We start from the raw sequence: 24,098 nt of genomic DNA, 5'->3' as shown, positions 1-24,098 counted from the left end.
ATAAGTGTTTGCGCTCCGCGTGGGGATGCGCCGCTTTTTCCGCGGCGAAACCGGACCGCATCGTCACTGTTTTTTTGAAGTAAAGGCATCCAAAACGGGATTACAGGGACGCCTTTTGAAAAGAACGGGCAGGAACCCGTGTCAACACAAAAGAAAAAATCTGATGAAAAAAGGAAAGTGATATCGATATTATGAAAGAAAAACTGAAAATCATACCGCTGGGCGGCCTCAACGAGATCGGCAAGAACATGACCGTGATCGAATACGGGAACGATATCGTTGTGGTGGACTGCGGCGTCGCGTTTCCGGACGACGACATGCTGGGCGTGGATCTGGTCATACCGGATACGACCTACCTCAAGCGCAACCTGAACAAGCTGCGCGGCTATGTCATCACGCACGGCCATGAGGACCACATCGGCGCGATCCCGTATGTGCTGCGCGAATGCAACGCGCCGATCTATGCGACGCGGCTGACCTGCGGCATCATTGAGACCAAGCTCTCCGAGCATAAGATGCCGCAGAAGGTGAAGCTCAACCATGTGCGGGCGGGCGATTCGATCAAGCTCGGGTGCTTCAGGGTGGAATTCATCCATACTAACCACTCGATCGCGGATTCGGTCGCACTGGCCATCACCACGCCGCTGGGGACGATCCTGCACACAGGCGACTTCAAGATCGACCTGACGCCGGTTTCCGGCGAGATGATCGACCTGGTGCGCATCGGCGAGCTGGGGAAAAAGGGCATCCTGGCGCTGATGAGCGATTCGACCAACGTCGAACGGCCGGGCTATACGCCGAGTGAAAAGATCGTCGGCAAGTCGCTGGAGAAGTTCATCACGGAAAGCGACCAGCGTATCATCATCGCGACGTTCGCCTCCAATGTGTCCCGTTTGCAGCAGATACTTGACATTGCAGCCAAAGCAGGGCGTAAGGTCGCGGTCTGCGGGCGCAGCATGGAGAAGATATCCAAGGTTGCGACCGAGTTGGGGTATCTGAAGGACTCCGGCAAGGTGATGATCGATATTGCCGAGATCAAGCGCTATCCGCGCAGCCGGCTGATTATCGTTTCGACCGGCTCACAGGGCGAGACCATGTCCGCCCTGTACCGCATGGCATACGGCAGCCATAAGCAGGTCGAGGTCAACGCGGGCGACCGTATCCTGATCGCGGCTTCCGCCATCCCGGGCAATGAGAAGTCGATCAACAATATGGTCAATGAGCTGTATAAGCAGGGCGCGGAGGTCATTTATGACCGTTCAGCTGCGATCCATGTTTCCGGCCATGCGTGCCAGGAGGACCTCAAGCTGATGCTGGGCCTGTGCAAGCCGAAGTACTTCATCCCCGTACACGGCGAATACCGCATGCTGATGCAGCATGCAGGGCTGGCGCGCGAAATGGGCGTCAACCCGAAGAACATCCTCATCACCGAGATCGGCCGGCCGGTCGAAATCAGCGAGAATTCCGCGCGTCTGGGCAATCCCGTGCCTGCAGGACGTCTGCTGGTGGACGGCCTTGGCATCGGCGACGTCGGCACGGCGGTACTGCGCGACCGCAAGCATCTGTCCGAGGACGGCCTGCTGGTCGTCGTTGTGACGGTAGACGCAACAACGGGCGTGGTCATTGCGGGGCCGGATATCGTATCCCGCGGCTTTGTGTATGTAAAGGAAGCCGAGGATCTGATGGAGGAGCTGCGCAATATATCCCAGATGGCGCTCGACCGCTGCGCGGCGGAGAACCTGCGCGACTGGAACAGCCTCAAGTCCGCGATCAAGGGCGATGTGAGCGATTACCTGTTCAAAAAGACAAAGCGCAGCCCGATGGTGCTGCCGATCATTATGGAAATCTGACGCAGGAAAGCGGGGTGCGCTGGCAGCCCGTTTCCACGAAACGAAAAACGACCGCTCAAAGCGGTCGTTTTCCTTTTGCTTTCGATAGCCGCGCAGAGGAAAGCGCGGAAATGGCGGTTGTCCGCCGGCGGGCCGCTGTGGTATAATAGCCGTAAAGCGGGTAAACCGAAACGGCCGCGCACGGAGGAGAATCGGATATGAAGAAATGGTATGACGAGGAGTATGCGTTTGAGATCGAGGTAACCGGTTTCCTGCGCGGCGACCATACGGAGCGGTACTGCAGGAACGGCGAGGAGATCGGGGACAAATACACCTGCACCTATGGCTGCCCTGTAAACGGACAGGGGCAGGGAATCTGTTCCAAAACCATGATGATGCTGTTCCCGATCATGGAGGCGGTCAGGAGCGGAGGCGATTTGGAGAATATCGGCGGCAGCGGCAGATATACCAAGGATATTGTGTGTCCGGACGGCTGCGTACTGTTCCGGCTGACAGCGGAAAAGCTCGGAAATGAGAATTTCTTCAAGGGGAAGTTTTTTGACTGACCCGGGCGGTACGGCGCCCGCAAAAGGGACAAGGAGGGACAAAATATGAAAGCGGAACGGGTATGGAAGATGTATTGGAGCGCGACGGGGACGACAAAAACCGTCGTATCCGCGATAGCGGACCGGCTCGCGGCAGAGCTGGGGCTTCCTGTGGAGACATATGATTTTACGCTGCCGGCGGCGCGGCGGACCGCGCCGGAGTTCGCGGCGGGGGATGTGGTCGTTTTCGGTACGCCCACCTATGCGGGGCGCGTGCCGAACGTACTGCTCAAATACCTGGAAACGGTAAAGGGCAGCGGTGCGGCGGCGATTCCGGTCGTGACGTTCGGCAACCGCGCGTTTGACGACGCGCTGATCGAGCTGCGCGATATTTTGGCGGATAACGGTTTCCGCCCGTTTGCGGCGGCGGCGTTCGTTGGGGAGCATTCCTTTTCGAAAACGCTGGCGGCGGGACGTCCGGACGCGGACGACCTGCTGCTTGCGGCGCAGTTTGCCGAGCAGGCGGCCGCGCGGCTGGCCGGAGTGGATGCGCAGACGGCTCCGGTCGAGGTGCCGGGCCGCGCGCGGGAGGCGCGCACCTATTACCAGCCGCGCGACCGCGCGGGCAATCCGGTGGACATCCGCAAGGTAAAGCCGCTGACCGGCGAAGCCTGCGACCAGTGCGGCATTTGCGCCGCGGTATGCCCGATGGGGTCGATCAATCCGGAAAACGTGCGGGAATACACGGGCATCTGCATCAAATGCGGCGCCTGCGTTAAAAAATGCCCGCAGGGCGCGAAATATTATGACGACGCCGGTTACTTATACCATAAGACCGAGCTGGAGGAGGGCTACAAACGCCGCGCGGAGGTCAGCCTGTTTTTCTAAAGCCAATCAAATTAAAAAGGCTGACGCTATGCGTCAGCCTTTATACATGCCGATTTTTTGCAGCTCCCTTATCATGTCCGGAACCGTCTGGCCCGCGATTTCCAGGCGCGAGGCGGACCCCGGGTACTCGGCCGAGAACGTATCCCACGCGGTGACCAGGTGCGCGGTCGGAACAACGCCAAACCGTTCGAGCAGCGCTTCGAAGCGGCCGTTTTGCGGGCTGTAAAGAGACAGGACCTTGTATTTCTGCACGAAAAGCTCCTCCTCGGTTGCGAGCGAGCCGATGGCGAACGCGGAAAGCCCGTCCTGATAGAGCAGTTCCCCGTATCCGTCCAGGATCAGGGTGAGCTGCTTTTTGGTCATGCCGTCCAGATACCACACCTCGCCGGATTCCGCGTCCGGATGGATGGCGAGGAACAGCGGCTCCTCCAGCTCCGCATAAAAAGAGCGGACAAAATCAGGCAGCTTCTCAAAGCTGAGGTTGCAGGTCAGGGTGTCGCCATCCCGCTGGTATTGCTCGGACAGCTTTTCGGGGAAGGGGACGGTAACGCCCGCGGCGGTTTGAAACATGGCGGATACTCCTTTTTATCGATCAAATGGCAGAGGGTTACAGGCGGATGCTGATCTCGCCCGAGGACAGCGTGCGCACGGCGCCCTGCGCGTCGCGGACGAGCAGGTGGCCGTTTCCGTCAAGGCCGGTGCAGTCGGCCTGGTACTTGCCGGCGGGGGTGATAACAGTGACCGGCCTGCCGATGCAGCACAGGCGGTTTCGGTACCGGTCAAGCAGCTCGGCCTCGCGGCCGCTCTCCAGCAGGGCGTAGGCGCGCTCGAAGCGGGACAGCACCGCCGCCGCAAAGGCGGCGCGGCGCGGGACTGTGCCGAATTCGCTCAGGGCGCCCGCCACCTGCCGCACCTCCTCCGGCCAGGCCGGATTGGTGCGCAGGTTTACCCCGATGCCCACGACCAGCGAGCTGACCGTACCCGTTTCGCCTTCGATAGTGGCTTCGGTCAGGATGCCGCACAGCTTGCGCCCATGCATCAGGACATCGTTGACCCATTTGATCTGCGGACAGAAGCCGGCGGTGCGCTCGATCGCTTCGGCCACCGCGACCGCGGCCGCTATGGTGACGAACTGGATGTGCGACAGAGGGAGCGAGGGATGCAGCAGGATGGTCTGGTATACGCCGGTACCCGCGGGGGAGGAGAAAGAGCGTCCCAGCCGTCCGCGCCCGCCGGTCTGCGCCTCGGCAAGCAGGGTGAAGCCGTGCGGACGGTCGAGGTACCGCTCCTTGAGCACGGTGTTGGTAGAGGTGAGCGAGGGGACGACCAGCATGTCGCGCCCGACAAAATCCGTGTCCAGCAGCGCCTGGACGCCGGCTGCGGTCAGGCTGTCGTCATCCGGCGCAAGGCGGTAGCCTTCGCCGGGGACCCCGTCGATTGCAAGCCCTTCGCCGCGCAGCACGCCGATCGCCTTGTGTACCGCCGCGCGCGACACGCCCAGCCGCTCCGCGAGCATGCCGCCCGACAGACGTTCTCCCCGCGCCTGTTCCAGCGCCCGCAGCACCGCGTCCTTGACTGCCAACCGGATCATCCCCCTGTACCTGATGAGTCATGTTCTGTATTGTGCCGTCCGCTTTTTGTGCGGGACACACTTTCCTTACTATTGTAAACGAAAAGGGGAAAGAGTACAATAGAAAATAGCTTTGGAAAAGTAAGAGAGGGCATAACGTGAAAAACAAACAGGAGATACTGGCCGCGCTCGCGCGGTCGAACGAGGAGCGGCTGCTGCTCGCGGGACTGCTGGACAAGGAGCAGACCTGCGTGTCGCGCGGCTATCTGACGCATACCAAATTCCTTGACCTGAACGAGCGCGCGCTCTGCGCGGAGGCGGTGCGGCTGAGCGGCGCGGCGGGGCATGCGCTGTTTTGGGGCGGTTATGAGGACGCCGAGCGGGGCGTATACCTGTTTTATCCGGACTATCTGGATGGGGACGGCGCCAGACAGGCCGCGCCGCTCGCGCTGCTGCGCGCGCACAAGCGCAAAGAGGATGCGCTGACCCACCGCGACTATCTGGGCGCGCTCATGGGGCTGCAGATCGAGCGGGCGGTCATCGGCGACATTCTGGTGCATGACGAAGGGGCGGACATCCTGGTGCTGGAGGAAATGGCGGATTTCATTCTGCTGCATTTTTCCAAGGCTGGAAGAAAACAGATTTCGCTTACCAGGGAGGAAATCGGGAACCTCAAGGCGGCTTCCGCCGTCGAAAAAAGCGGAAGCGGGTCGGTTGCGTCGCCGCGGCTGGACAGCGTGGTGGCGCTGGTGTTCGGCCTGCCGCGGACAGAGGCGCAGGTGCGGATTGAAAAAGGGCTGGTGTTCCTGAACCACGCGCCCTGCCTCAAGCCGGAGCGTCAGGTGGACGAGGGCGACCGGCTGACCGTGCGCGGCCTGGGCCGCGCACGGATCGAGGCGTTCGGCGGCACCAGCCGCAAGGGAAGGCTGTTTATCAATTTTGTTAAAACAGTATGAAAAGAATGCCTGTTGTCAAAACCGCATTGGTATGGTACACTGATGACAACAGCAATAAGGGGTGTTAGATATGAAAAAACGATGGTTGTCTTTTCTGCTGAGCGCGGCCATGCTGGTCACGATGCTCCCAACGGCCCTCGCGGCGTCCGATATCGAGTCGCACTGGGCAAAAAGCTACATCGAATATCTTGACCGCGAGGGCGTGATCAACCCCAGCGCGACAACGGGCAATTATGAGCCCGACCGCGATATGACGCGCGCGGAGTTTATGCGGTATATCAACCGCGCGTTCCATTTCACGGAGACGACCTCCATTTCCTATACGGATGTCCCGTCGAACGCATGGTATTATGAAACCATCCAGATCGCGGCGCGGTACGGCTACATCAACGGCACGGGAAACAATAAAATGGAGCCGGAGGGCAAAGTGACCCGCGAGCAGGCCGCGGTCATCATCGGCCGTCTGTTCAAGGCCGACCCGGGAAATGTTTCCCCGTCCGATCTGACGTTCACGGACAAGAACCAGGTGTCCGACTGGGCCGCGGGTTACATCAAGGCCGCAGCGGACAAGGGCTTTATCGCGGGCTACAGCGACGGCACGTTTAAGCCGGGCAAGGTCGTGTCGCGCGGCGAGGTCGCGAAGATCCTGTATTATTATCTGGGGACGTCGCTTTCCACGGCCGGCAAGGCTTACACCGGCGCGGACCTGAAAACCGATACCACCAATGTGACGATATCGGAAAACTGCACGCTGTCCGATGCGGCGATTCAGGGAGACCTGTACATCACCGAGGGCCTCGGCTCGGATGCCGTGACGCTGACCAATGTTACGGTCAACGGTTCGATCATCGTGTCCGGCGGCACGGTTACAATGGTAAATACGACGAGCGACCATATGATTGTTTCGTCTCCGATGGGGCGCCTGATGCAGGTAACTGCAACAGGCGCTACGCACATCAAGCAGACCGAGGTGCAGACCGCGGCTACCCTGTATGAAAAAGGGCTGACAACCACGGGGTATGAGGGATATGCGGATATCGTTGTGAACGGCGGGGAGCGCGTCTCGCTGACGCTGGACGCGAACGTGACAAACCTGACGCTCGAGGACGAAGCCACGGTCAGCACGACCGCGGGTACGGCGGTTTATCACCTGACCGCGGATAAGGCCGCGTCCATCACGGGCTACGGCTCGGTCTATCAGGCGGATATCAACGCGGACGGGGTCAGCTTCGCAAGCAGCGTCACGGTTTCCGGCTATACGCTCGGCCGCGGGGTGACGGCCACGATCGGCGGGCAGTCGGTCAGCGTTTCAAGCACGGCGGGCGTGGAGCCGGCAAGCATCAGCGTCGATCTGAACGACCTGTCCGCGCTGGGCAGCGGGGTGAATATTTCGCTGCCTTCCGGAAAATCGGTATCCTCTGTGACGTGCGACGGCGTGACCCTGTCCCCGTCGGTCGCTTACAACACGACCGGCTCGGGGATCCGGCTGCTGACTTCCTATCTCGGCACACTGACGAGGGGCAGCCATACCCTGGTGCTTACGCTTTCGGACGGCAAGCGGTCGAGCATCGCGGTCAAAGTAACCAATTCCTCGGCCACCGCGGACGCGGAAGAGCTGGTATTCGACCGGTACTATAAGTCGTCCGGCTTCAAGGACCTGAGCGTCAAGCTGGACGGGGTCGGCGCGGAAAGCGATATCGTGCGCGTTGTGCTGGGGCTGTCAGGCATCGATTATGGGTTTAACAATTCCACGCGGGCGCTGGTGCTGCGGCGCGGCCTGCTGGCCCAGCTGCGCGCGGGTACATATACCGTGGCGGTGGACCTGGCGAACGGGGAGCAGCGGACGCTCAACCTGACGGTGGAGGATTCCACCCCCGAGGGCGTCAACACCTTTGTGGCGGAATACGACACCTATGCGCCGAGCGAGCCTGACTTCGCGCTGCCGCTCAGCCGGCTCACCGTGCGCAATGTCACCGCGGTCAAAAACGGTTCTGTGCAGACGTTGAAGGAGGGGACGGACTACCAGGTATCGGATAAAGCCCTGACCCTTACCAAAACCGCGCTCGAGAACTTCCGCCGTTCGAGCGGATATGTGGAATTTTCCGTGACGATGTCGGACAATTCGGTATATACGCTGGTCATCGATTACATTTAAGCAGTGGACAAAAAAGGCCGCCGGTTCCGCCGGCGGCCTTTGCCTGTTTGGAGTTATCGCTCGCACTGCCAGAAAAACGCCGAATAGGGGGGCAGCTCGCTGCCGCCGCCGAAATCGTGCGGCGCGCCGGTGATCAGATCGACCGCCCGGCCGCATTTCGCGTCAAAATGCGCGGTGTAGGGCTGGTCGTCAATGTTGACCGCTACAAGGACGCGCTCACCCTCGCAGGCGCGCTCCCAGATGCACTGCCTGTTGGTCAGGACGACCTGCCTGAAATCGCCGTAACACAGCGCCTTGCTGCCGCGGTGCGCCTTTGCCAGCGCGGTGATCCAGTCGGTCAGCTCGTTCCACTCCGGCGCGTCGAACGCGGGACGCAGCGCGTCGTCGCCCTCGCGTTTTTCGCCCCTGGCGCCCCATTCGCTGCCATAGTAGAGGCAGGGGATGCCCGGCATGCCGAACAGCAGCGCGTAAATCAGCGGCAGGTGCCTGGGATTCTGCAGGATGGACGCGGCGCGCGTGACATCGTGATTGTCCGCAAACCCCAGCAGATGCTTGCCGCGGTAGAGCGTCCAGTTTTCCGGACCGAACTGGCGCAGCAGGGAATGGGTGATCTCGAACAGGTTCATGCTGTTCAGGGAGGAATACAGGCCCTTGTAGCATTCATAATTGGTGCAGGAATGCAGCATGCCCTCTCCCACGAACTGATTATAGTCGCCGTGCAGCAGCTCGCCGACCAGGAAAAAGTCGGGCTTGAGCGTGTCGCAGAACGCGCGGAGCTGGCGGAGGAAATCCTTATCTAAGCAGTAGGCCACGTCAAGGCGCAGCCCGTCGATATCAAATTTGTCCACCCACAGCCGGATGCAGTCGAAGATATGCTGTACGACCGCGGGGTTTTTCAGGTTGAGCTTGACCAGCTCGTAGTGGCCCTCCCAGCCCTCGTACCAGAAACCATCGTTATAGCCCGAATTGCCATCAAAGGAAATATGGAACCAGTCCTTATAGGGGGAATCCCATTTTTTCTCCTGCACGTCGCGGAAAGCCCAGAAGCCGCGGCCGACATGGTTGAACACGCCGTCGAGCACGACACGGATGCCGTTCTGGTGCAGCGCGCTGCAGACTGCGGCAAAGTCCTCGTTCGTACCCAGGCGGCAGTCCAATTTGCGGAAGTCGCGGGTGTCGTAGCCGTGGCTGTCAGATTCAAAAAGCGGGGAAAAATATACGGCGCTGCAGCCAAGCCTGGCGATGTGCTCCGCCCAGCGGCCGGCTTTCCGGATGCGGGGTACGGTTTGGCCGTCGTTGACGCGCGGCGCGCCGCAGAAGCCGATCGGATAGATCTGATAGAATACGCTTTCATAAGCCCACATAGGGGTAAGCTCCTTTCTGTTCCCTCTGGGGATATAGTAATAGTATACACGATGGACGCGGCAAAACCAAGCAAAAGCGGAAACTTTACATCGGCGCGGCAGAGCCGTGCAAATAAAAATAAAAAATGCTTGCAAAGCGAGGCGCGATATGGTATTATTAATCGGTAACACGGGCATTCCTCTGCTTATTTTCAGAAAATAGGGCAAGAATGTCTAAGACGAAAGGATGACAGAAAAATGGATCTGGTCAAAGTACTGTCCGAGCAGCAGCTCAAGAGCGACCTGCCGGAGCTCAAGATCGGCGATACCGTTAAGGTACACGCGAAGATCAAGGAAGGCAACCGCGAGCGTATTCAGGTGTTTGAGGGCATCATTATTGCCAAGAAGCACGCTGGTGTGAACCAGACGGTTACCGTGCGCCGCATCTCTTACGGCGTAGGCGTTGAAAAGACGTTTCCGGTACACTCCCCGAACGTAGCGAAGTTCGAGGTTGTGCGCAGCGGTAAGGTCCGCCGCGCCAAGCTGTACTACCTGCGCGGCCGCGTGGGCAAGGCTGCCAAGGTTGCCGAGAAGGTTTGAGAACAACCAAATACAAAAACGGGGAGCGTTATGCTCCCCGTTTTTGTATCAGCGGCGGGCGGGCTTTTGTCTGCGGGGCCGGCTGCGAAGCCCTTGAAAGCGCGGGCGCGGAGGATTTGGGCTTGCATAGCAGGCGATATATAGCTATAATAAAATCGTATGCTTATCTTTTTGGAGGAATTATTCATGCAGGAAACGCAGACCGAAGAGAAAAAGAAGGCAGAGGGGCGTTTCTCCAGCGAGCTGTTCAGCTGGGGAGAATCCCTGATGACCGTGCTGATATTTTTTGTCGTCGTATTCACCTTTTTTGTGCGCCTGATCGGTGTGGACGGGACATCGATGTACCCGACGCTGGAGGATCACAGCATCATGCTGGTCAGCAACCTGAATTACACGCCGGAAAAGGGCGACATTGTCGTGCTGCGCAAGGAGGGCTTTTATGGGGACCAGCCGATCGTCAAGCGCATCATCGCGACCGGCGGAGATACGGTGGATATCGATCCGGTCACGGGAGACGTGCTGGTAAACGGCGAAGCGCTCGACGAGCCGTATATCGCAGAAAAGATCAACACGCTGGAGAAGATGGGCGATATGACCTATCCGCAGACCGTGCCGGAGGGCTGCATCTATGTGCTGGGCGACAACCGCAATTACTCGACCGACAGCCGGTGGTCCAGCCTGGGCATGGTGGATGAGCGATATATCCTGGGGCATGTGCTGAGCGTGGTATACCCGTTCAGCGCGTTTGGATCGGTGGCGTAACGCGATGAATATACAATGGTATCCCGGACACATGACAAAAACCCGCCGGCAGATGGCGGAATATATCAAGCAGGTGGATGCGGTGTGCGAGGTTGTCGACGCGCGCATCCCCCAGGTTTCGCGCAATCCCGATATGGACCAAATCGCGGCGGGAAAGCCGAGGCTGATGGTGCTCAACCGAATCGATCTGGCCGATCCGGCGATGACTGCCGCGTGGGCGAAGCACTTCCGCGCGCAGGGCATGGCGGTCATTGAAACCGACAGCCGCGCGGGAACGGGGACGCAGGCGTTCGCAGGCGCGGTGCGCGCGCTGCTCGCGGACAAGATCGCGGCGTGGAATGAGAAAGGGCTGGTCGGGAAGGCGGTCCGTGTGATGGTGGTCGGCATCCCGAACGTGGGCAAATCCACGTTCATCAACCGCATCCTCGGGCGGAGGTCCGCCAAGGCGGCGGACAAGCCGGGCGTGACGCGCGGCAGCCAGTGGTTCCGTGTGGAAAACGGCATCGACCTGCTGGACACGCCGGGCATCCTGTGGCCGAAGTTTGATGATGAGCGGGTCGGTATTCTGCTGGCATGTACCGGAGCGATCAAGGACGACATCCTGGATGTGGAAACGCTCGGCTGCAGGCTGATGGAGCTGCTCGCGGTGCAGGCGCCGCAGGCAATTGCCGGCCGGTACGGCGTCGTGATGCCGGAGGAAAGCGATTTTCTGGGCTACGACCTGCTGCAGCAGGCGGGCCGGCGGCGCGGTTTTCTGCTGCGCGGCGGTGAGATCGATACCGAGCGCATGGCCCGCATCCTGCTCGACGAGTTTCGGGGCGGGGTGCTGGGAAGGATCACGCTTGAGAGCGTATAGGGGACTTCCAAAGTCCCCTATATACGAAAACCGGTTCCGGAGAAACCGGCTTTCGATACCCGAAGGACGCCGCCCAGGGCGGCTGGGTCGGGGTATCCAGACCCACGCGCATTTCGCGGGTCTGGATGAAAATTGCGTGGCAATTTTCTGTTCCATGCGCGCTGCGGCGCGGGGACTTTGATTATCCATTCCAAAGAGGTCGTTGCGATGACGTGGGAATTTGAGCAAAAGGCATGGGCGGCGGGCTATTCCGCAGTCTGCGGCGTGGATGAAGCGGGCCGCGGCCCGATCGCGGGGCCGGTGTGCGCGGCGGCGGTTATCCTGCCGGGCGGCATCCAGATCGAAGGGCTGAACGACTCGAAAAAGCTCAGCGAGAAAAAGCGGGAAGCGCTGTTCGAGGTGATTACGGAGAACGCGCTCGCCTGGTCGGTTTCGCTGGTGGATGAAAAGACGATCGACGAGATCAACATACTGCAGGCCACCTACTGCGCGATGCGGCAGGCGGTCGAGGGCCTGACCCGTCCGGCCGACTTCGCCTATGTGGATGGCAATCGCTCCGAGGGACTCGGCCTGCCGCATGAATGCGTGGTGGCAGGCGACGCGAAAATCCCATCGGTCGCGGCGGCCTCCATTCTCGCCAAGGTGACAAGAGACCGGCTGATGCGCCGGTTCGCGGAGCGGTATCCGGCATATGGCTTTGAAAAGCATAAGGGGTATGAGACACGGGCGCACGATCAGGCGCTGCTTGCCAACGGGCCGTGTCCGATCCACCGGAGGACCTTCCTGAGAAAGTTTTATGAAAAGCATCCGGAGGCGCCGCGATGAAAGGCGCGTGGGGGGAGCGCGCGGCGCGCGCCTTTTTGGAGCAGCGCGGCTACCGCACGGAGGCGACCAATTTCCGCACCCGCTTCGGGGAAATCGACATGATTGCGCGGGATGGAAAATATATTGTATTTGTCGAGGTCAAGACGCGGAAAAACGACCGCTTCGCCGCGGCGCGCGAGCATGTGACCGCGGCCAAGCAGGCGCGCGTCATCGCGGCGGCGGAGGCCTGGCTGCAGGCGCATCCGTCCGGCCTTCAGCCGCGGTTTGACGTGATAGAAGTGTACGGCGAGGAGGGCGCGCCTGTCCCGCCGCGCATCAACCATCTGGAAAACGCCTTTGGAGGGTGAGTATGAAGCTGTTCGACCTGCACTGCGACACCCTGTACGAGTGCTGCGAAACCGGCAGGCGCCTGCGGGAAAACGACCTGCATGTGAACCGCGCCGCCGCACAAAAATACCGCCACTACGCGCAGTTTTTCGCCCTGTTCTGCGGGGCGCGGGCGCCCTCCGAGACGCTGGCGCGGGAACGGGACTGTCTGCTTGACACGCCGGCGGACCGCCGCCTGGAGCGCATGCTGGAAACCGCGCGGCGCGAGTTCGCGGATAATGCGGATTGGCTGTCGTTCTGCCGCTCGGCGGACGATTTGGCGGAGGCGGCGCGGGACGGCAAGGCCGCGGCCTTTTTGTCCATCGAGGGCGCGGAACTGCTGCCGGACCGTCCGGACGCGCTGGAGGCCGCCTACGAGGCGGGCGTCCGGCTGCTTACCGTGACGTGGAATTACCGCAGCCGTTTCGGCTGCCCCGCGACGCTCGATCAGGAGGAGGGCCTGACGGACGCGGGGCGGGAGCTGGTGCGCGGCTGCGCGGACAGGGGGATCATCGTTGACGTGTCGCATTTGTCCGAGCAGGGCTTCTGGGACGTGTGCGAGACGATCGACGGGCCGTTCGTAGCGTCGCACAGCGATTCGCGCGCGCTGTGCCGGCATCCGCGCAACCTGACCGACCGGCAGTTTGCCGAGATCGCGCGGCGCGGCGGGCTGGTCGGCATCAACCTGTACACGCCGTTTCTGGTACGGCAGAGCGATTCGGCCATCGAGGATGCGATCGACCATATCGAGCGTTTTCTGGGGCTGTATGGGGAGCGGACGGTTGCGCTGGGCTGCGATTTCGACGGATGCGACGAATTGCCGGCCGGCATAGACGGGCTGGGCGACCTGTACCGCCTTGCGGACCGGATGCTCGCGCTGGGGTACCGGCAGAGCACGGTGGACGGCCTGTTTTATGATAACGCATTTGCATTTGTACAAAAAATGTTGTAAAAACTGCGGAGGTTTAACAATATGGATTATGTAAGCACAAGAAACAAAGCGGCCAGGGTGACCGCAGCCTATGCGATCGCCAACGGCATCGCGCCGGATGGCGGCCTGTACTGCCCGACCGGCTTTCCGGCACTTGCCGCGGAGGACTGGGAAGCGCTGGCGGGCATGGACTATAAGGGGCGCGCGGCATGCATCCTCGGCAAATTCCTGACGGATTTTTCGGCAGAGGAGCTGGCGGACTACGCGGCCAAGGCCTATGCGGATGAAAAGTTCGGCGGCGCGGATACCGCGCCGGTCGTGGCGCTCGGCGGGGGCAGGCATATGCTCGAGCTGTGGCACGGGCCGACCTGCGCGTTCAAGGATATGGCGCTGCAGATGCTGCCGCATCTGCTGACCGCCTCGCTGCGCAAAACGGGCGAAACGCGTACAGCCTGCATCCTGGTGGCGACATCGGGCGACACGGGAAAGGCTGCGCTCGACGGGTTCCACGATGTGGCGGGAACCAAAATCATGGTTTATTATCCGGTGGATGGCGTGTCCCCCATGCAGAAGCTGCAGATGGTCACGCAGGAGGGCGGAAACGTCGAGGTGGTTGCCATCCGCGGCAATTTCGACGACGCGCAGAGCGCGGTCAAGCGCATCTTCACGGATGAAAAAACGCGCGGGGAGCTTGATCGGGACGGGATGATGCTGTCATCGGCCAATTCGATCAATTGGGGCCGCTTAGCGCCGCAGATCGCTTACTATGTTTCGGCTTACTGCGATATGGTCAAAAGCGGCGCGGTGAAAATGGGCGAAAAGATCAATATCTGCGTCCCGACCGGAAATTTCGGCAACATCCTGGCAGCGTATATTGCAAAGAAGATGGGGCTGCCGGTGAACAAGCTGATCTGCGCCTCCAACCGCAACAATGTGCTGACCGACTTTTTCAAAAAAGGCGGCGCGTATGACCGGAATCGGGATTTTTACACCACAACCTCCCCGTCAATGGATATCCTGATCTCCTCCAACCTGGAACGGCTGCTGTTCTTTGCCTCGGATTACGACGACAAGCTGGTCGCGGAGCTGATGGACAAGCTCGCGCGCGGCGGCAGCTACCAGGTCGCAAAGGATGTGTTTGCGAAAATCGACGCGGACTTCGACGCGGGCTGCTGCGACGACCGCGCCGCCGCGGAAACCATCCGGACGCTGTGGGAGACCGAGCATTACCTGTGCGATACGCATACGGCGGTTGCGGTGCGGGTATACGAGGATTACCGCGCCCGCACAGGGGATGAGACGCCGGTTGTGATCGCGTCCACGGCGTCGCCGTTCAAGTTCTGCCGTTCGGTCATCGAGGCGCTCGGCGGGACGCTGGAAAAGGACGACGTGACCCAGCTTGACGTATTGACCGCGCTGACGGGCGTGCCGGCGCCCGCACCGCTCGCCGCGCTGGCGGGCAGGCACCCGCGCTTTGAGCGCGTGGTGGACAAGGCTGATATCCTTTCGACCGTCAGCCTGCTGCGGGACCTGTAAGCATGGCGCTGTATACGCTGGCCGACCTGCATCTGGCCACGGGCGTGGAAAAGCCGATGGATATTTTCGGCGGCCGCTGGCAGGGGCATACGGATAAGATCGTAACGCATTGGCGCGCGCTCGTCGCGCCGGAGGATACCGTTGTGCTGGGCGGGGATATTTCCTGGGGCATCAGCCTTGCGGAAGCAAGGGGGGACTTCGCCCTGATCGACGGGCTGCCGGGCAGAAAGCTGATACTCAAGGGAAACCACGACCTCTGGTGGGAGACCGCGGCAAAAATGCACCGTTTTTTAGAGGAAAACGGCTTTTCCACGATCGATTTCCTGCATAACAACTGTTTTTTCTACGGCGGAACCGCGTTGTGCGGTACGCGCGGCTGGCCGTTTGAGGAGGATTTCTCCGACCCGCATAACGAAAAAATATTCCGGCGCGAGCTGCTCCGGCTGGAGGCCTCGCTCAAGCTGGGCGCGGCGGCGGAGCCGGAGGAGATCATCTGCTTCCTGCATTACCCGCCGCTGTATGCGGGCTTCCGCTGCGGGCCGATGATCGAGCTGATGCAGCGGTACGGCGTCAGGCGCTGCATTTACGGCCACCTCCACTCGGAAAGCCTGCGCTACGCGGTCGAGGGCGTGCATGAGGGGATAGAATGGCGGCTGGTTTCGGGAGATCATGTGGATTTCACCCCGATTTTTCTGAAAAAGTAGAAAAAAGTATGGAAATCCTTATAATAATCTGGTAAAATAACTTAGATACAACAAAGTATTCAAGTAAGGAGTTTGGCAACATGGAACTGAAAAATACGGAAAAGCAGGAGCACAGCGTTGTCGCGCTGACGATCGAGGTAACCAAGGCGGAGTTTGAGGCCGCTAAGGACAAGGCGTTCAAGAAAACCGGCAAAAATATCACGGTGCCGGGCTTCCGTAAGGGAAAGGCGCCGCGCAAGATGATCGAAAAGCTGTACGGCGAGGGCGTGTTCTTTGAAGAGGCTTTTAATATTGTATATCCGGAAGCGATGGATATGGCTGTGGAGCAGTCCGGCATCAAGCCGGTGGGCCGCGCGGACGTCGATCTGGGCGACCCTGCGGAAGAGGGCGGCCTGACCATCATCGCCAAGGTGCCGGTTGAGCCGGAGGTCGAGCTGGGCGAATATAAGGGCATTGAAGTGGAAAAGGAAACGGTCAAGGTCCTCGCCGCGGACGTCAAGGCTGAGCTGAACCGTCTGGCGCAGCGCAACGCGCGCACGGAAACGGTCGACCGCAAGGCGAAGAAGAACGACACGGTCGATCTGGACTTTGAGGGCTTTGTCGACGGCCAGCCGTTTGACGGCGGCAAGGCGGAGCATCACGCGCTGACGCTCGGCTCGGGTTCGTTCATCCCGGGCTTTGAGGACCAGCTGATCGGCTGCAAGGCGGGCGACGAGAAGGACGTTGTCGTAACCTTCCCTGAGGAGTACCATGCCAAGGAGCTGGCCGGCAAGGAGGCCGTGTTCAAGTGCAAGGTGCATAAGGTTGAGGAAACCATCCTGCCGGAAATGGACGACGAGTTCGCCAAAGACGTGTCCGACACCTGCGAAACGCTCGACGACCTGAAAAAGGAGATCAGCGACCGCCTGAAGGCGCAGCGCCAGGAAGCGGTCGAGCACGATTTTGAGGATAAGCTGATCGACGGCCTGATTGCGGTTATGAAAGCGGACATCCCGCAGGCCATGATCGAGAACCAGATCGATTCCGCCGTACAGGATTTCGGCTACCGCATGCAGATGCAGGGCATGGGGATGGAGCAGTACCTCAAGATGACCGGCACGGATATGAACACGTTCCGCGGCATGTTCCGCGAGCAGGCGGAGCGCCAGGTCAAGACCCGTCTCGCGCTGCAGAAGCTCGCCGCGCTGGAGAATATCGCAGTTTCCGACACGGAAGTGGATGAGGAATATGGTAAAATGGCGGAGCAGTACGGCATGGAGGTCGATAAGATCAAGGCTGCCGTTAATGCGGACGCGCTGCGCGAGGATCTGAAGATCTCGAACGCGCTGGAGTTCCTCAAGAAAAATGCCAAGGTGAAAAAGCCGGCGGCCAAGAAAAAGTCCGCTGATGAAGCCGAGGCTGCGGAGGATGCGGCGGAGTAATCCGCTTTCCGCGCAAAAAAGCATAAGAAGTACGGGGCGGACGTACAGCCGCCCCCAGTAAAAAAGCCGCGGCACCGCGCGGCTCTTTTACACTGGAACCCGCAGGGAGGAACCGGCGGCCGCCGTCTCCCAGCATGCGGGACGGGGGGAGCGGGCGTTCCCGCGCCCCGTATCCCGCCGGATGGAAGCGTGCCGCTTCCGCCCCTCTTGGAAAGGAGTCTTAACGTGAGTTTAGTCCCAATGGTTATCGAGCAGACCGGACGCGGCGAGCGTTCGTTTGACATTTACTCCCGCCTGCTCAACGACCGCATCGTCATGCTCTGCGAGGAGGTCAATGACACGACCGCGTCGCTGGTCGTTGCCCAGCTGCTGTATCTGGAGGCGCAGGATCCGGATAAGGATATCTCGCTGTATATCAACAGCCCCGGCGGTTCGGTCACAGCGGGCATGGCGATCTACGACACCATGAATTATATCAAATGCGATGTTTCGACCATTTGCATCGGCATGGCCGCCTCGATGGGCGCGTTCCTGCTGTCTTCGGGCGCGAAGGGCAAGCGCTATGCGCTTCCCAACGCGGAAATCATGATCCATCAGCCCTCTGCGGGTACGCAGGGCCAGATCACGGATATGGCGATCCATCTCAAGCGGTTGGAGATCATCAAAAAACGCATGAACAAGATCCTGTCGGAAAATACCGGCAAGCCGATCGAGGTCGTGACCGCGGACTGCGAGCGCGATAATTTCATGTCCGCGGAGGAAGCGGTAGAATACGGCTTGATCGATAAGGTGTTCGACAAGCATTGAGGAAACACAAAAGGGCAATTAGCCGGATAGAGGTGCCATATGCCGAATTATGATGATGAAAAAACGCTGAAATGCTCCTTCTGCGGCAAGCCGCAGAATCGGGTGCGCAAGCTGATCGCCGGTCCGGGCGTGTATATTTGCGACGAGTGCATCGGCGTATGCACCAGCATTTTGGACGATGAGCTGGATTTTTCCGCGGACGAACGCGAAGAAACCGCGATGATCCAGCCCGAGCGCCTGCCGACCCCGCAGGAGCTCAAGGCCGTGCTCGATGAGTATGTCATCGGGCAGGACCGCGCGAAGGTCGCGCTGTCCGTTGCGGTATACAACCACTATAAGCGCATTTATCATCCGGATACCGAGGTGGAGCTGCAAAAATCCAATATCCTGATGCTGGGGCCGTCCGGTTCCGGCAAGACGCTGCTCGCACAGACGCTGGCCAAGACCTTGCAGGTCCCGTTCGCCATTGCGGACGCGACCACGCTGACCGAGGCTGGCTATGTGGGCGAGGATGTGGAAAACATCCTGCTCCGCCTGATACAGGCAGCGGATTTTGACGTGGAGCTGGCGGAGCACGGCATTATCTATGTCGATGAGATCGACAAGATCGCCCGTAAGAGCGAAAACCCCTCGATCACGCGCGACGTGTCGGGCGAGGGCGTGCAGCAGGCGCTTCTCAAGATGCTGGAGGGTACGACGGCAAACGTCCCGCCGCAGGGCGGCCGCAAACATCCGCATCAGGAGTTTATCCAGATTGATACAACCAATATCCTGTTCATCTGCGGCGGCGCATTCGATGGGATCGAGGGTATCATCCAGAGGCGCATCGGCAAGCAGGGGATGGGCTTTGGGTCTGAGGTGAAGGGCAAGCAGGAGGATCAGACCGACCGCCTGCTGGCGCAGATCGAGCCGCATGACCTGATGAAATACGGCCTGATTCCCGAGCTGATCGGCCGTCTGCCGGCGATCGTGTCGCTGGATACGCTGGACGAAGCGGCGCTCGTGCGCATCCTGCAGGAGCCGAAAAACGCGCTTGTCAAGCAGTATGAGACGCTGTTTGCGATGGATGGCGTCGCGCTTTCGTTTGAGCCGGAGGCGCTCGTCAAGGTGGCGGAGATCGCGCTGCAGCGCAAGACCGGCGCGCGCGGGCTGCGCGGCGTGCTGGAAAGCGTGATGACCGATATCATGTTCCGCATCCCGTCCGATGAGACGGTCAACCGCGTCACGATCACGCGCGATGTGGTAGAGGGCAAAAGCGAGCCGGTCCTGGGATACGGCGCGCGGCTTGCGCTGCCGTCCGCAGGGAAAAAGGACGCCGAGGTCGAAAAGCTGGCCATGCCGAATATAAGCGCATAAAACGATGAAAAATGTGGGCGGGACGTTCGTTTCGCCCGCTTTTTTGCTTTTTTGACAGTATGCGGCGCTTTACAAGCGACAAAAAATATACTATACTGACTTTATCCAACTATTTTCCGCAAGGAGAGGAACTATGATAGAAACAATCGGGACAACGCTGACGCGGCTGCCGGTGCTGCCGCTGCGCGGCCTGACAGCGTTTCCTCAAATGATTATTCATTTTGACGTGGGCAGAATGATGTCGATCCGCGCGCTGGAGGCGGGGATGAAGAACGGGCAGATGATTTTCCTGACCGCCCAGCGCGAACTGAAAACCGATACCCCGTCGCCGGGCGACCTGTACCAGATGGGGACGGTGTGCATGATCAAGCAGATCCTGCGTCTGCCGGGCGACAATATCCGCGTTCTGGTCGAAGGGCGCAGCCGCGCGCTGGCGCATCAGTTCGTCAATCCGACGCGCGACGACGGCTGCATTTACGCTGAAGTGGAGGAACTGGAGGATTATTTCGAGGGCGTCACCGAACGGCGCGCCCAGGCGCTCGTCCGCACGGCGCAGGAGCGCTTCGCCGAGTATGCGCAGCATGCGGCGCGCATTTCGCCCGATGTGGAGATGACGGTCGCCGCGGGCGGCGCGCCGGGCTGGCTGGCGGATTATATCGCGCAGAACCTCGCGGTCGATGTGTCCGCCAAGCAGGAGATCCTGGAGGAGCTGAACGTGACGCGGCGCCTGGCCATGGTGATCCGCCTGCTGGGCGAGGAAACCGAAATCCTCAAGATCGAAAACGAGATACAGGACGAACTGAAAACGCAGATCGACAAGAATCAGCGGGAATACTATCTGCGGGAGCAGATCAAGGTCATCCAGGGGGAGCTGGGCGAACAGGACGCCGCTGCGGAAGCGGAGGACTACCGCAAGCGTGTGCTTGCCCTGCACCTGCCGCAGGAATGCGAGGAAAAGCTGCTGAAGGAGGTCGACCGCTTTGCCAAGCTGAGCGGCTCAAACGCGGAGCAGGGTGTGGTTCGCACCTATCTGGATACCGTGCTGGAGCTGCCGTGGAACCGCAAAAGCGAGGAACGGCACGACCTGCAGGCTGCGCAGGATATCCTTGAGCGGGACCACTATGGTTTGAAAAAGGTCAAGGAGCGTATCATGGAGTTCCTGGCGGTCAAAGTGCTTGCGCCTGAGCTGAAGGGGCAGGTGCTGTGCCTGGTCGGACCGCCGGGCGTGGGCAAGACCTCAATCGCCAAATCGGTCGCAGAGGCGATGGGCCGCAATTACGCGCGCATGAGCCTGGGCGGCGTGCGGGACGAGGCGGATATCCGCGGCCACCGCAAGACCTACATCGGCGCGATGCCCGGCCGCATTATCGACGCGCTGCGCCGCGCGGGGACCGCAAACCCGCTCATCCTGCTCGACGAGATTGACAAGATGGGCAGCGACTTTCGGGGCGATCCGGCGTCGGCCATGCTGGAGGTGCTGGACACCGAGCAGAACGTTGCGTTCCGCGACCATTACATCGAGCTGCCGTTCGACCTGTCCGACGTGCTGTTCCTGACAACGGCGAACGATCTGTCGACCGTGCCGCGCCCGCTGCTTGACCGCATGGAGGTTATCGAGCTGTCTTCCTATACGGAGGAGGAAAAGCGTCAGATCGCGCTGCATCACCTGCTGCCCAAGCAGATGAAAAAGCATGGCCTGCAGAAGTCCCAGCTTACGCTGAGCGAAAAGATGCTGGGAACGGTGATCGCCGGATATACGCGGGAAGCCGGCGTGCGGCGGCTGGAGCAGCTGCTCGCCAAGCTGTGCCGGAAAGCGGCAAAGCATGTCGCGGATGGCGGGAAGCGGCTGATCGTATCGAATAAAAATATGGAAAGCCTGCTCGGTGTGCCGCCCTACAAGGACGACGTGGTGAGCAAAAAGGACGAAGTCGGCATTGTCAACGGGCTGGCGTGGACAAGCGTCGGCGGCGAGATGCTCGAGGTGGAAGTGGCGGTCGTGCCGGGTACGGGCAAGATCGAGGTCACGGGCAACCTGGGTACGGTCATGCAGGAGAGCGCGAAAGCGGCGGTCACATTCGTCCGTTCGCGCGCGCAGACGCTGGATATCGACCCGATGTTCTACAAGGATAACGACCTGCATATCCATTTTCCGGAGGCCGCCGTCCCGAAGGACGGGCCTTCCGCGGGCGTGACGATCACGACCGCGTTGGTTTCCGCGCTGACCGAAGCACCGGTGCGGCATGACGTCGCCATGACGGGCGAGGTAACGCTGCGCGGCCGCGTGCTGCCGATCGGCGGCCTGCGGGAAAAAACCATGGCGGCGTACCGCGCGGGCATCAAGACGGTAGTCATCCCCAAGGAGAACGAGCCCGACCTGCAGGATATTGAGCCGGTGGTGCGCGAGACGCTGCGGTTCGTTCCCGCCGCGCATATGGACACCGTGATGGAAACGGCGATCGATTTTTCGAAGCGGCCGGAAAAAAGGAAGAAATCGGCGCGCAGGCCGGTCGCAAGGCATACGGATGCGCCGGCGGCGCCGGTTGTACAGTAACGGAGGCGGGGAAGCATGCTCAATCTGCACAATGCGGAATTTCTCCGCTCTGCGGTGAAAGAGAGCGATTTCCCATCGGACGGACTGCCGCAGGTGGTGTTTGCCGGCAAGTCCAACGTGGGAAAAAGCTCGGTTATCAACAAACTGCTGGGCCGCAAAAACTTTGCGCGCGTCAGCGCGCAGCCGGGCAAAACCGTGCATATCAACTATTTCATGATCGACAGGAAGATGTATCTGGTCGATCTGCCCGGATACGGCTACGCGCGGGTATCCAAAGCGGAGCAGCAGCGGTGGGGGGCGCTGATGGAAACCTATTTTGCGTTAGGGCTGCTCACGGTCGGAATACAGATCGTCGATATCCGGCACAAGCCGACGCGGGATGATGTGACCATGGCGGACTGGTTCCGCGCCTCGGATAAGCCGTGGATCGTCGTGGCCAATAAGCTGGACAAGATTAAGAAAAGCCAGTTGGAGGGAAATATGGCCGAAATCAGGCAGACGCTCCTGCTTCCGGTGGAGGTGCCGGTCATTCCGTTTTCAGCGGAGAAAGGGATAGGAAGAGACGAGGTCCTTGCACATATTTATGGATATATTGGAAAGGAAGGCTCGGAACAATGAATTTCTTCCGCCGTTTTATGGCTGGACGCTATGGAAGCGACCAGCTTAACAATGCGCTGCTTTTGCTGGGCGTGGCGCTGATTCTGATTGAATGGATCACAGGCTGGAACTGGATGGGTGTGTTCATCCTCGCGCTGCTGATCCTGTGCTATTTCCGTATCTTTTCGCGCAACATCCAGGCGCGGTATGCGGAGAATCAAAAGTTTTTGCGGTGGTGGGGACCCGTTTCGGTCAAGCTCCGCAATGCGCGCATGCGCTTCGCGGACAGAAAAACGCACCGCTATTACAAATGCCCCCAGTGCAAGCAAAGGCTCCGCGTTCCGCGCGGAAAAGGGAAGATTAACATCACCTGCCCGCACTGCCATACACAGTTTGTCCGCAAAACGTAAGCCGCTGGAATTATCTGTGATAAAGAGGCAAAATGGACTTGCATTTTTCCTGAAAAAACGTATAATAGGATTATAAATACGACCAGGGGGCGATTCCAATGACCGTTGATCAGTTGATTGGCAAAATCTACAACAAACTCAGCAAGGCGGATATTGCTGGGACGCAGGGCAAGGTAGCCGTGCAGTTTAATCTTACCGGCAAGGTCACCGGTGTCTTCTACATCGAGATCCTCAATGGCGTGCTTTCGGTAATGCCGTATGAGTATATCGATCGTGATGCCAGCGTATCTGGAACGCTGACCAATCTGGAGAAAATCCTTAACGGGAAGTTGATTCCGCAGGTTGCCATTGCGGAAGGCAAAATCAAGGTAGAGGGAAATGTCGATAAGGTAATGCTGCTGGCCGAATTGATGAAATAAGCTTTCGTTTATAAAAAACCGCCTGTTTGTCCTGCAAACAGGCGGTTTTTTGCATAAAATAAGAAAATGGGGAAAGGCTTTTGATGTGGCCATAACGCAGAAAACCGAAGCAAAAGAGAAAGGAAGGGTTGACAAAGGAGCAGGGGATATAGTATAGTAAACGAGCCGCGCGAGGGCGGGGCGGAAAAAGCTGAAAAAAGAAGAAAAAAGTTCTTGACAAACAGCTTAGGGTTTGATATACTGAATAAGCTGCTTCGGAAGGGGCGGCGGCCGGAAAAGTTCGGAAAAGAGAAAGAACGGCTCGAAAATCTGAAAAAAAGATTGAAAAAAGTTCTTGACAAAGCGAACTGCTTCTGGTATACTAAATAAGCTGTCACCGAGAAAAAGAAAGAATCTGGAAAGATTCCGTAAGGTTCCGGTGAAAGCGGATTGTACCTTGTAAATTAAACAACGAGAAAGCTTAACACTTGAAAGAGTGTGTAGTGCGAACCTGAAATTCTGAGAGTAATACTCTTGGTAAATCGCTGGAAGTCGGAACTCCAGTAAAAAGAAACCGACACGTCAGACTCTAAAGTCGATTAAAAGAACGAAAGTTCTCTTAATACAATTTTTAGAGAGTTTGATCCTGGCTCAGGATGAACGCTGGCGGCGTGCCTAACACATGCAAGTCG

Annotated in this window: 23 protein-coding genes and 1 rRNA gene; 21 read left to right on the top strand and 3 right to left on the bottom strand. The window is 59.4% G+C overall.

What is annotated here, in order from left to right; all coding sequences use genetic code 11:
• Positions 1–191: 191 nt before the first annotated feature.
• The 3 genes from ACYQ3S_RS04780 to ACYQ3S_RS04770 all read left to right on the top strand — a co-directional run bounded on the left by ACYQ3S_RS04780 (position 192) and on the right by ACYQ3S_RS04770 (position 3,262).
• The gene (locus tag ACYQ3S_RS04780) at positions 192–1,850 is read left to right on the top strand and encodes a ribonuclease J (RefSeq protein ID WP_459687574.1); all 1,659 of its coding nucleotides are present in this window, start codon (positions 192–194) and stop codon (positions 1,848–1,850) included.
• A gap of 197 nt (positions 1,851–2,047) precedes the next feature.
• Complete coding sequence (locus ACYQ3S_RS04775; protein WP_459687573.1) at positions 2,048–2,395, top strand: TIGR04076 family protein; 348 nt, start codon at positions 2,048–2,050, stop codon at positions 2,393–2,395.
• Positions 2,396–2,440: 45 nt separating this feature from the next.
• Complete coding sequence (locus ACYQ3S_RS04770; protein WP_459687572.1) at positions 2,441–3,262, top strand: EFR1 family ferrodoxin; 822 nt, start codon at positions 2,441–2,443, stop codon at positions 3,260–3,262.
• Between the two features lie 33 nt (positions 3,263–3,295).
• Here the strand turns inward: ACYQ3S_RS04770 and ACYQ3S_RS04765 are convergent, their stop codons facing one another.
• Both ACYQ3S_RS04765 and ACYQ3S_RS04760 read right to left on the bottom strand, forming a co-directional pair.
• Positions 3,296–3,832, bottom strand: a complete 537-nt coding sequence (locus tag ACYQ3S_RS04765; protein WP_459687571.1) for a hypothetical protein — start codon at positions 3,830–3,832, stop codon at positions 3,296–3,298.
• Between the two features lie 37 nt (positions 3,833–3,869).
• A complete protein-coding gene (locus tag ACYQ3S_RS04760; RefSeq protein WP_459687570.1) occupies positions 3,870–4,853 on the bottom strand; it encodes a biotin--[acetyl-CoA-carboxylase] ligase in 984 nt (327 codons plus the stop codon).
• Positions 4,854–4,990: 137 nt separating this feature from the next.
• On the opposite strand from ACYQ3S_RS04760, the gene ACYQ3S_RS04755 reads away from it, so the two are divergent.
• Together ACYQ3S_RS04755 and ACYQ3S_RS04750 are read left to right on the top strand one after the other, a co-directional pair.
• A complete protein-coding gene (locus tag ACYQ3S_RS04755; RefSeq protein ID WP_459687569.1) occupies positions 4,991–5,788 on the top strand; it encodes a YlmH family RNA-binding protein in 798 nt (265 codons plus the stop codon).
• Between the two features lie 70 nt (positions 5,789–5,858).
• Positions 5,859–7,943, top strand: coding sequence for an S-layer homology domain-containing protein (locus tag ACYQ3S_RS04750; protein ID WP_459687568.1), 2,085 nt, complete (start codon positions 5,859–5,861; stop codon positions 7,941–7,943).
• A 53-nt stretch (positions 7,944–7,996) separates the two neighbouring features.
• Here ACYQ3S_RS04750 and ACYQ3S_RS04745 read toward each other — a convergent pair whose 3' ends face one another.
• Positions 7,997–9,307, bottom strand: a complete 1,311-nt coding sequence (locus ACYQ3S_RS04745; protein ID WP_459687567.1) for an alpha-amylase family glycosyl hydrolase — start codon at positions 9,305–9,307, stop codon at positions 7,997–7,999.
• 237 nt (positions 9,308–9,544) lie between these two features.
• Here ACYQ3S_RS04745 and rplS point away from each other — a divergent pair, with 237 nt between their 5' ends.
• From rplS to ACYQ3S_RS04665, 16 genes are all read left to right on the top strand, one after another.
• Positions 9,545–9,886 (top strand): 50S ribosomal protein L19, encoded by a 342-nt coding sequence (gene rplS / locus ACYQ3S_RS04740; protein ID WP_054327561.1) that lies wholly within the window; start codon positions 9,545–9,547, stop codon positions 9,884–9,886.
• 186 nt (positions 9,887–10,072) lie between these two features.
• Positions 10,073–10,648: a signal peptidase I gene (gene lepB, locus ACYQ3S_RS04735; RefSeq protein WP_054327560.1), complete on the top strand. Its 576-nt coding sequence runs from the start codon at positions 10,073–10,075 to the stop codon at positions 10,646–10,648.
• A gap of 4 nt (positions 10,649–10,652) precedes the next feature.
• Positions 10,653–11,504 carry a ribosome biogenesis GTPase YlqF gene (gene ylqF / locus ACYQ3S_RS04730; protein ID WP_459687566.1) on the top strand — a complete coding sequence of 284 codons (852 nt, stop codon included), beginning with the start codon at positions 10,653–10,655 and terminating at the stop codon, positions 11,502–11,504.
• A gap of 132 nt (positions 11,505–11,636) precedes the next feature.
• A complete protein-coding gene (locus ACYQ3S_RS04725) occupies positions 11,637–12,329 on the top strand; it encodes a ribonuclease HII (RefSeq protein ID WP_459687565.1) in 693 nt (230 codons plus the stop codon).
• Positions 12,326–12,676, top strand: a complete 351-nt coding sequence (locus ACYQ3S_RS04720; protein ID WP_459687564.1) for a YraN family protein — start codon at positions 12,326–12,328, stop codon at positions 12,674–12,676. Before ACYQ3S_RS04725 ends, ACYQ3S_RS04720 begins: the two co-directional genes overlap by 4 nt.
• Before the next feature lie 2 nt (positions 12,677–12,678).
• Positions 12,679–13,647: a dipeptidase gene (locus ACYQ3S_RS04715; protein ID WP_459687563.1), complete on the top strand. Its 969-nt coding sequence runs from the start codon at positions 12,679–12,681 to the stop codon at positions 13,645–13,647.
• Positions 13,648–13,668: 21 nt separating this feature from the next.
• Entirely contained in the window at positions 13,669–15,162 is a 1,494-nt protein-coding gene (thrC, locus tag ACYQ3S_RS04710; RefSeq protein ID WP_459687562.1) for a threonine synthase, read from the top strand.
• 2 nt (positions 15,163–15,164) lie between these two features.
• A complete protein-coding gene (locus ACYQ3S_RS04705) occupies positions 15,165–15,866 on the top strand; it encodes a metallophosphoesterase (RefSeq protein WP_459687561.1) in 702 nt (233 codons plus the stop codon).
• An 80-nt stretch (positions 15,867–15,946) separates the two neighbouring features.
• Complete coding sequence (gene tig, locus ACYQ3S_RS04700; protein WP_459687560.1) at positions 15,947–17,287, top strand: trigger factor; 1,341 nt, start codon at positions 15,947–15,949, stop codon at positions 17,285–17,287.
• 225 nt (positions 17,288–17,512) lie between these two features.
• Positions 17,513–18,094, top strand: a complete 582-nt coding sequence (clpP, locus tag ACYQ3S_RS04695) for an ATP-dependent Clp endopeptidase proteolytic subunit ClpP (RefSeq protein ID WP_054327555.1) — start codon at positions 17,513–17,515, stop codon at positions 18,092–18,094.
• A gap of 39 nt (positions 18,095–18,133) precedes the next feature.
• Entirely contained in the window at positions 18,134–19,450 is a 1,317-nt protein-coding gene (gene clpX / locus ACYQ3S_RS04690; protein ID WP_459687559.1) for an ATP-dependent Clp protease ATP-binding subunit ClpX, read from the top strand.
• Positions 19,451–19,583: 133 nt separating this feature from the next.
• The gene (gene lon / locus ACYQ3S_RS04685; RefSeq protein ID WP_459687558.1) at positions 19,584–22,001 is read left to right on the top strand and encodes an endopeptidase La; all 2,418 of its coding nucleotides are present in this window, start codon (positions 19,584–19,586) and stop codon (positions 21,999–22,001) included.
• A 15-nt stretch (positions 22,002–22,016) separates the two neighbouring features.
• Entirely contained in the window at positions 22,017–22,619 is a 603-nt protein-coding gene (gene yihA / locus ACYQ3S_RS04680; protein WP_459687557.1) for a ribosome biogenesis GTP-binding protein YihA/YsxC, read from the top strand.
• Positions 22,616–23,008, top strand: a complete 393-nt coding sequence (locus ACYQ3S_RS04675; RefSeq protein WP_459687556.1) for a hypothetical protein — start codon at positions 22,616–22,618, stop codon at positions 23,006–23,008. Before yihA ends, ACYQ3S_RS04675 begins: the two co-directional genes overlap by 4 nt.
• Before the next feature lie 98 nt (positions 23,009–23,106).
• Positions 23,107–23,427 (top strand): SCP2 sterol-binding domain-containing protein, encoded by a 321-nt coding sequence (locus ACYQ3S_RS04670; RefSeq protein WP_054327552.1) that lies wholly within the window; start codon positions 23,107–23,109, stop codon positions 23,425–23,427.
• Positions 23,428–24,034: 607 nt separating this feature from the next.
• Positions 24,035–24,098 (top strand): 16S ribosomal RNA (locus ACYQ3S_RS04665); the annotation flags it as partial.

The sequence above is a fragment of the Agathobaculum sp. TL06 genome (genome assembly GCF_054658635.1).
Note: the sequence above shows the minus strand (reverse complement) of the source record. Positions and strands in the feature narration are given on the sequence as shown.

Bases quoted from the DNA above. Each gene is read 5' to 3' on its own strand.
- ACYQ3S_RS04780 (WP_459687574.1), top strand. From the start codon at position 192: ATGAAAGAAAAACTGAAAATCATACCGCTGGGCGGCCTCAACGAGATC.
- ACYQ3S_RS04775 (WP_459687573.1), top strand. From the start codon at position 2,048: ATGAAGAAATGGTATGACGAGGAGTATGCGTTTGAGATCGAGGTAACC.
- ACYQ3S_RS04770 (WP_459687572.1), top strand. From the start codon at position 2,441: ATGAAAGCGGAACGGGTATGGAAGATGTATTGGAGCGCGACGGGGACG.
- ACYQ3S_RS04765 (WP_459687571.1), bottom strand. From the start codon at position 3,832: ATGTTTCAAACCGCCGCGGGCGTTACCGTCCCCTTCCCCGAAAAGCTG.
- ACYQ3S_RS04760 (WP_459687570.1), bottom strand. From the start codon at position 4,853: ATGATCCGGTTGGCAGTCAAGGACGCGGTGCTGCGGGCGCTGGAACAG.
- ACYQ3S_RS04750 (WP_459687568.1), top strand. From the start codon at position 5,859: ATGAAAAAACGATGGTTGTCTTTTCTGCTGAGCGCGGCCATGCTGGTC.
- ACYQ3S_RS04745 (WP_459687567.1), bottom strand. From the start codon at position 9,307: ATGTGGGCTTATGAAAGCGTATTCTATCAGATCTATCCGATCGGCTTC.
- rplS (WP_054327561.1), top strand. From the start codon at position 9,545: ATGGATCTGGTCAAAGTACTGTCCGAGCAGCAGCTCAAGAGCGACCTG.
- lepB (WP_054327560.1), top strand. From the start codon at position 10,073: ATGCAGGAAACGCAGACCGAAGAGAAAAAGAAGGCAGAGGGGCGTTTC.
- ylqF (WP_459687566.1), top strand. From the start codon at position 10,653: ATGAATATACAATGGTATCCCGGACACATGACAAAAACCCGCCGGCAG.
- ACYQ3S_RS04720 (WP_459687564.1), top strand. From the start codon at position 12,326: ATGAAAGGCGCGTGGGGGGAGCGCGCGGCGCGCGCCTTTTTGGAGCAG.
- ACYQ3S_RS04715 (WP_459687563.1), top strand. From the start codon at position 12,679: ATGAAGCTGTTCGACCTGCACTGCGACACCCTGTACGAGTGCTGCGAA.
- thrC (WP_459687562.1), top strand. From the start codon at position 13,669: ATGGATTATGTAAGCACAAGAAACAAAGCGGCCAGGGTGACCGCAGCC.
- ACYQ3S_RS04705 (WP_459687561.1), top strand. From the start codon at position 15,165: ATGGCGCTGTATACGCTGGCCGACCTGCATCTGGCCACGGGCGTGGAA.
- tig (WP_459687560.1), top strand. From the start codon at position 15,947: ATGGAACTGAAAAATACGGAAAAGCAGGAGCACAGCGTTGTCGCGCTG.
- clpX (WP_459687559.1), top strand. From the start codon at position 18,134: ATGCCGAATTATGATGATGAAAAAACGCTGAAATGCTCCTTCTGCGGC.
- lon (WP_459687558.1), top strand. From the start codon at position 19,584: ATGATAGAAACAATCGGGACAACGCTGACGCGGCTGCCGGTGCTGCCG.
- yihA (WP_459687557.1), top strand. From the start codon at position 22,017: ATGCTCAATCTGCACAATGCGGAATTTCTCCGCTCTGCGGTGAAAGAG.
- ACYQ3S_RS04675 (WP_459687556.1), top strand. From the start codon at position 22,616: ATGAATTTCTTCCGCCGTTTTATGGCTGGACGCTATGGAAGCGACCAG.
- ACYQ3S_RS04670 (WP_054327552.1), top strand. From the start codon at position 23,107: ATGACCGTTGATCAGTTGATTGGCAAAATCTACAACAAACTCAGCAAG.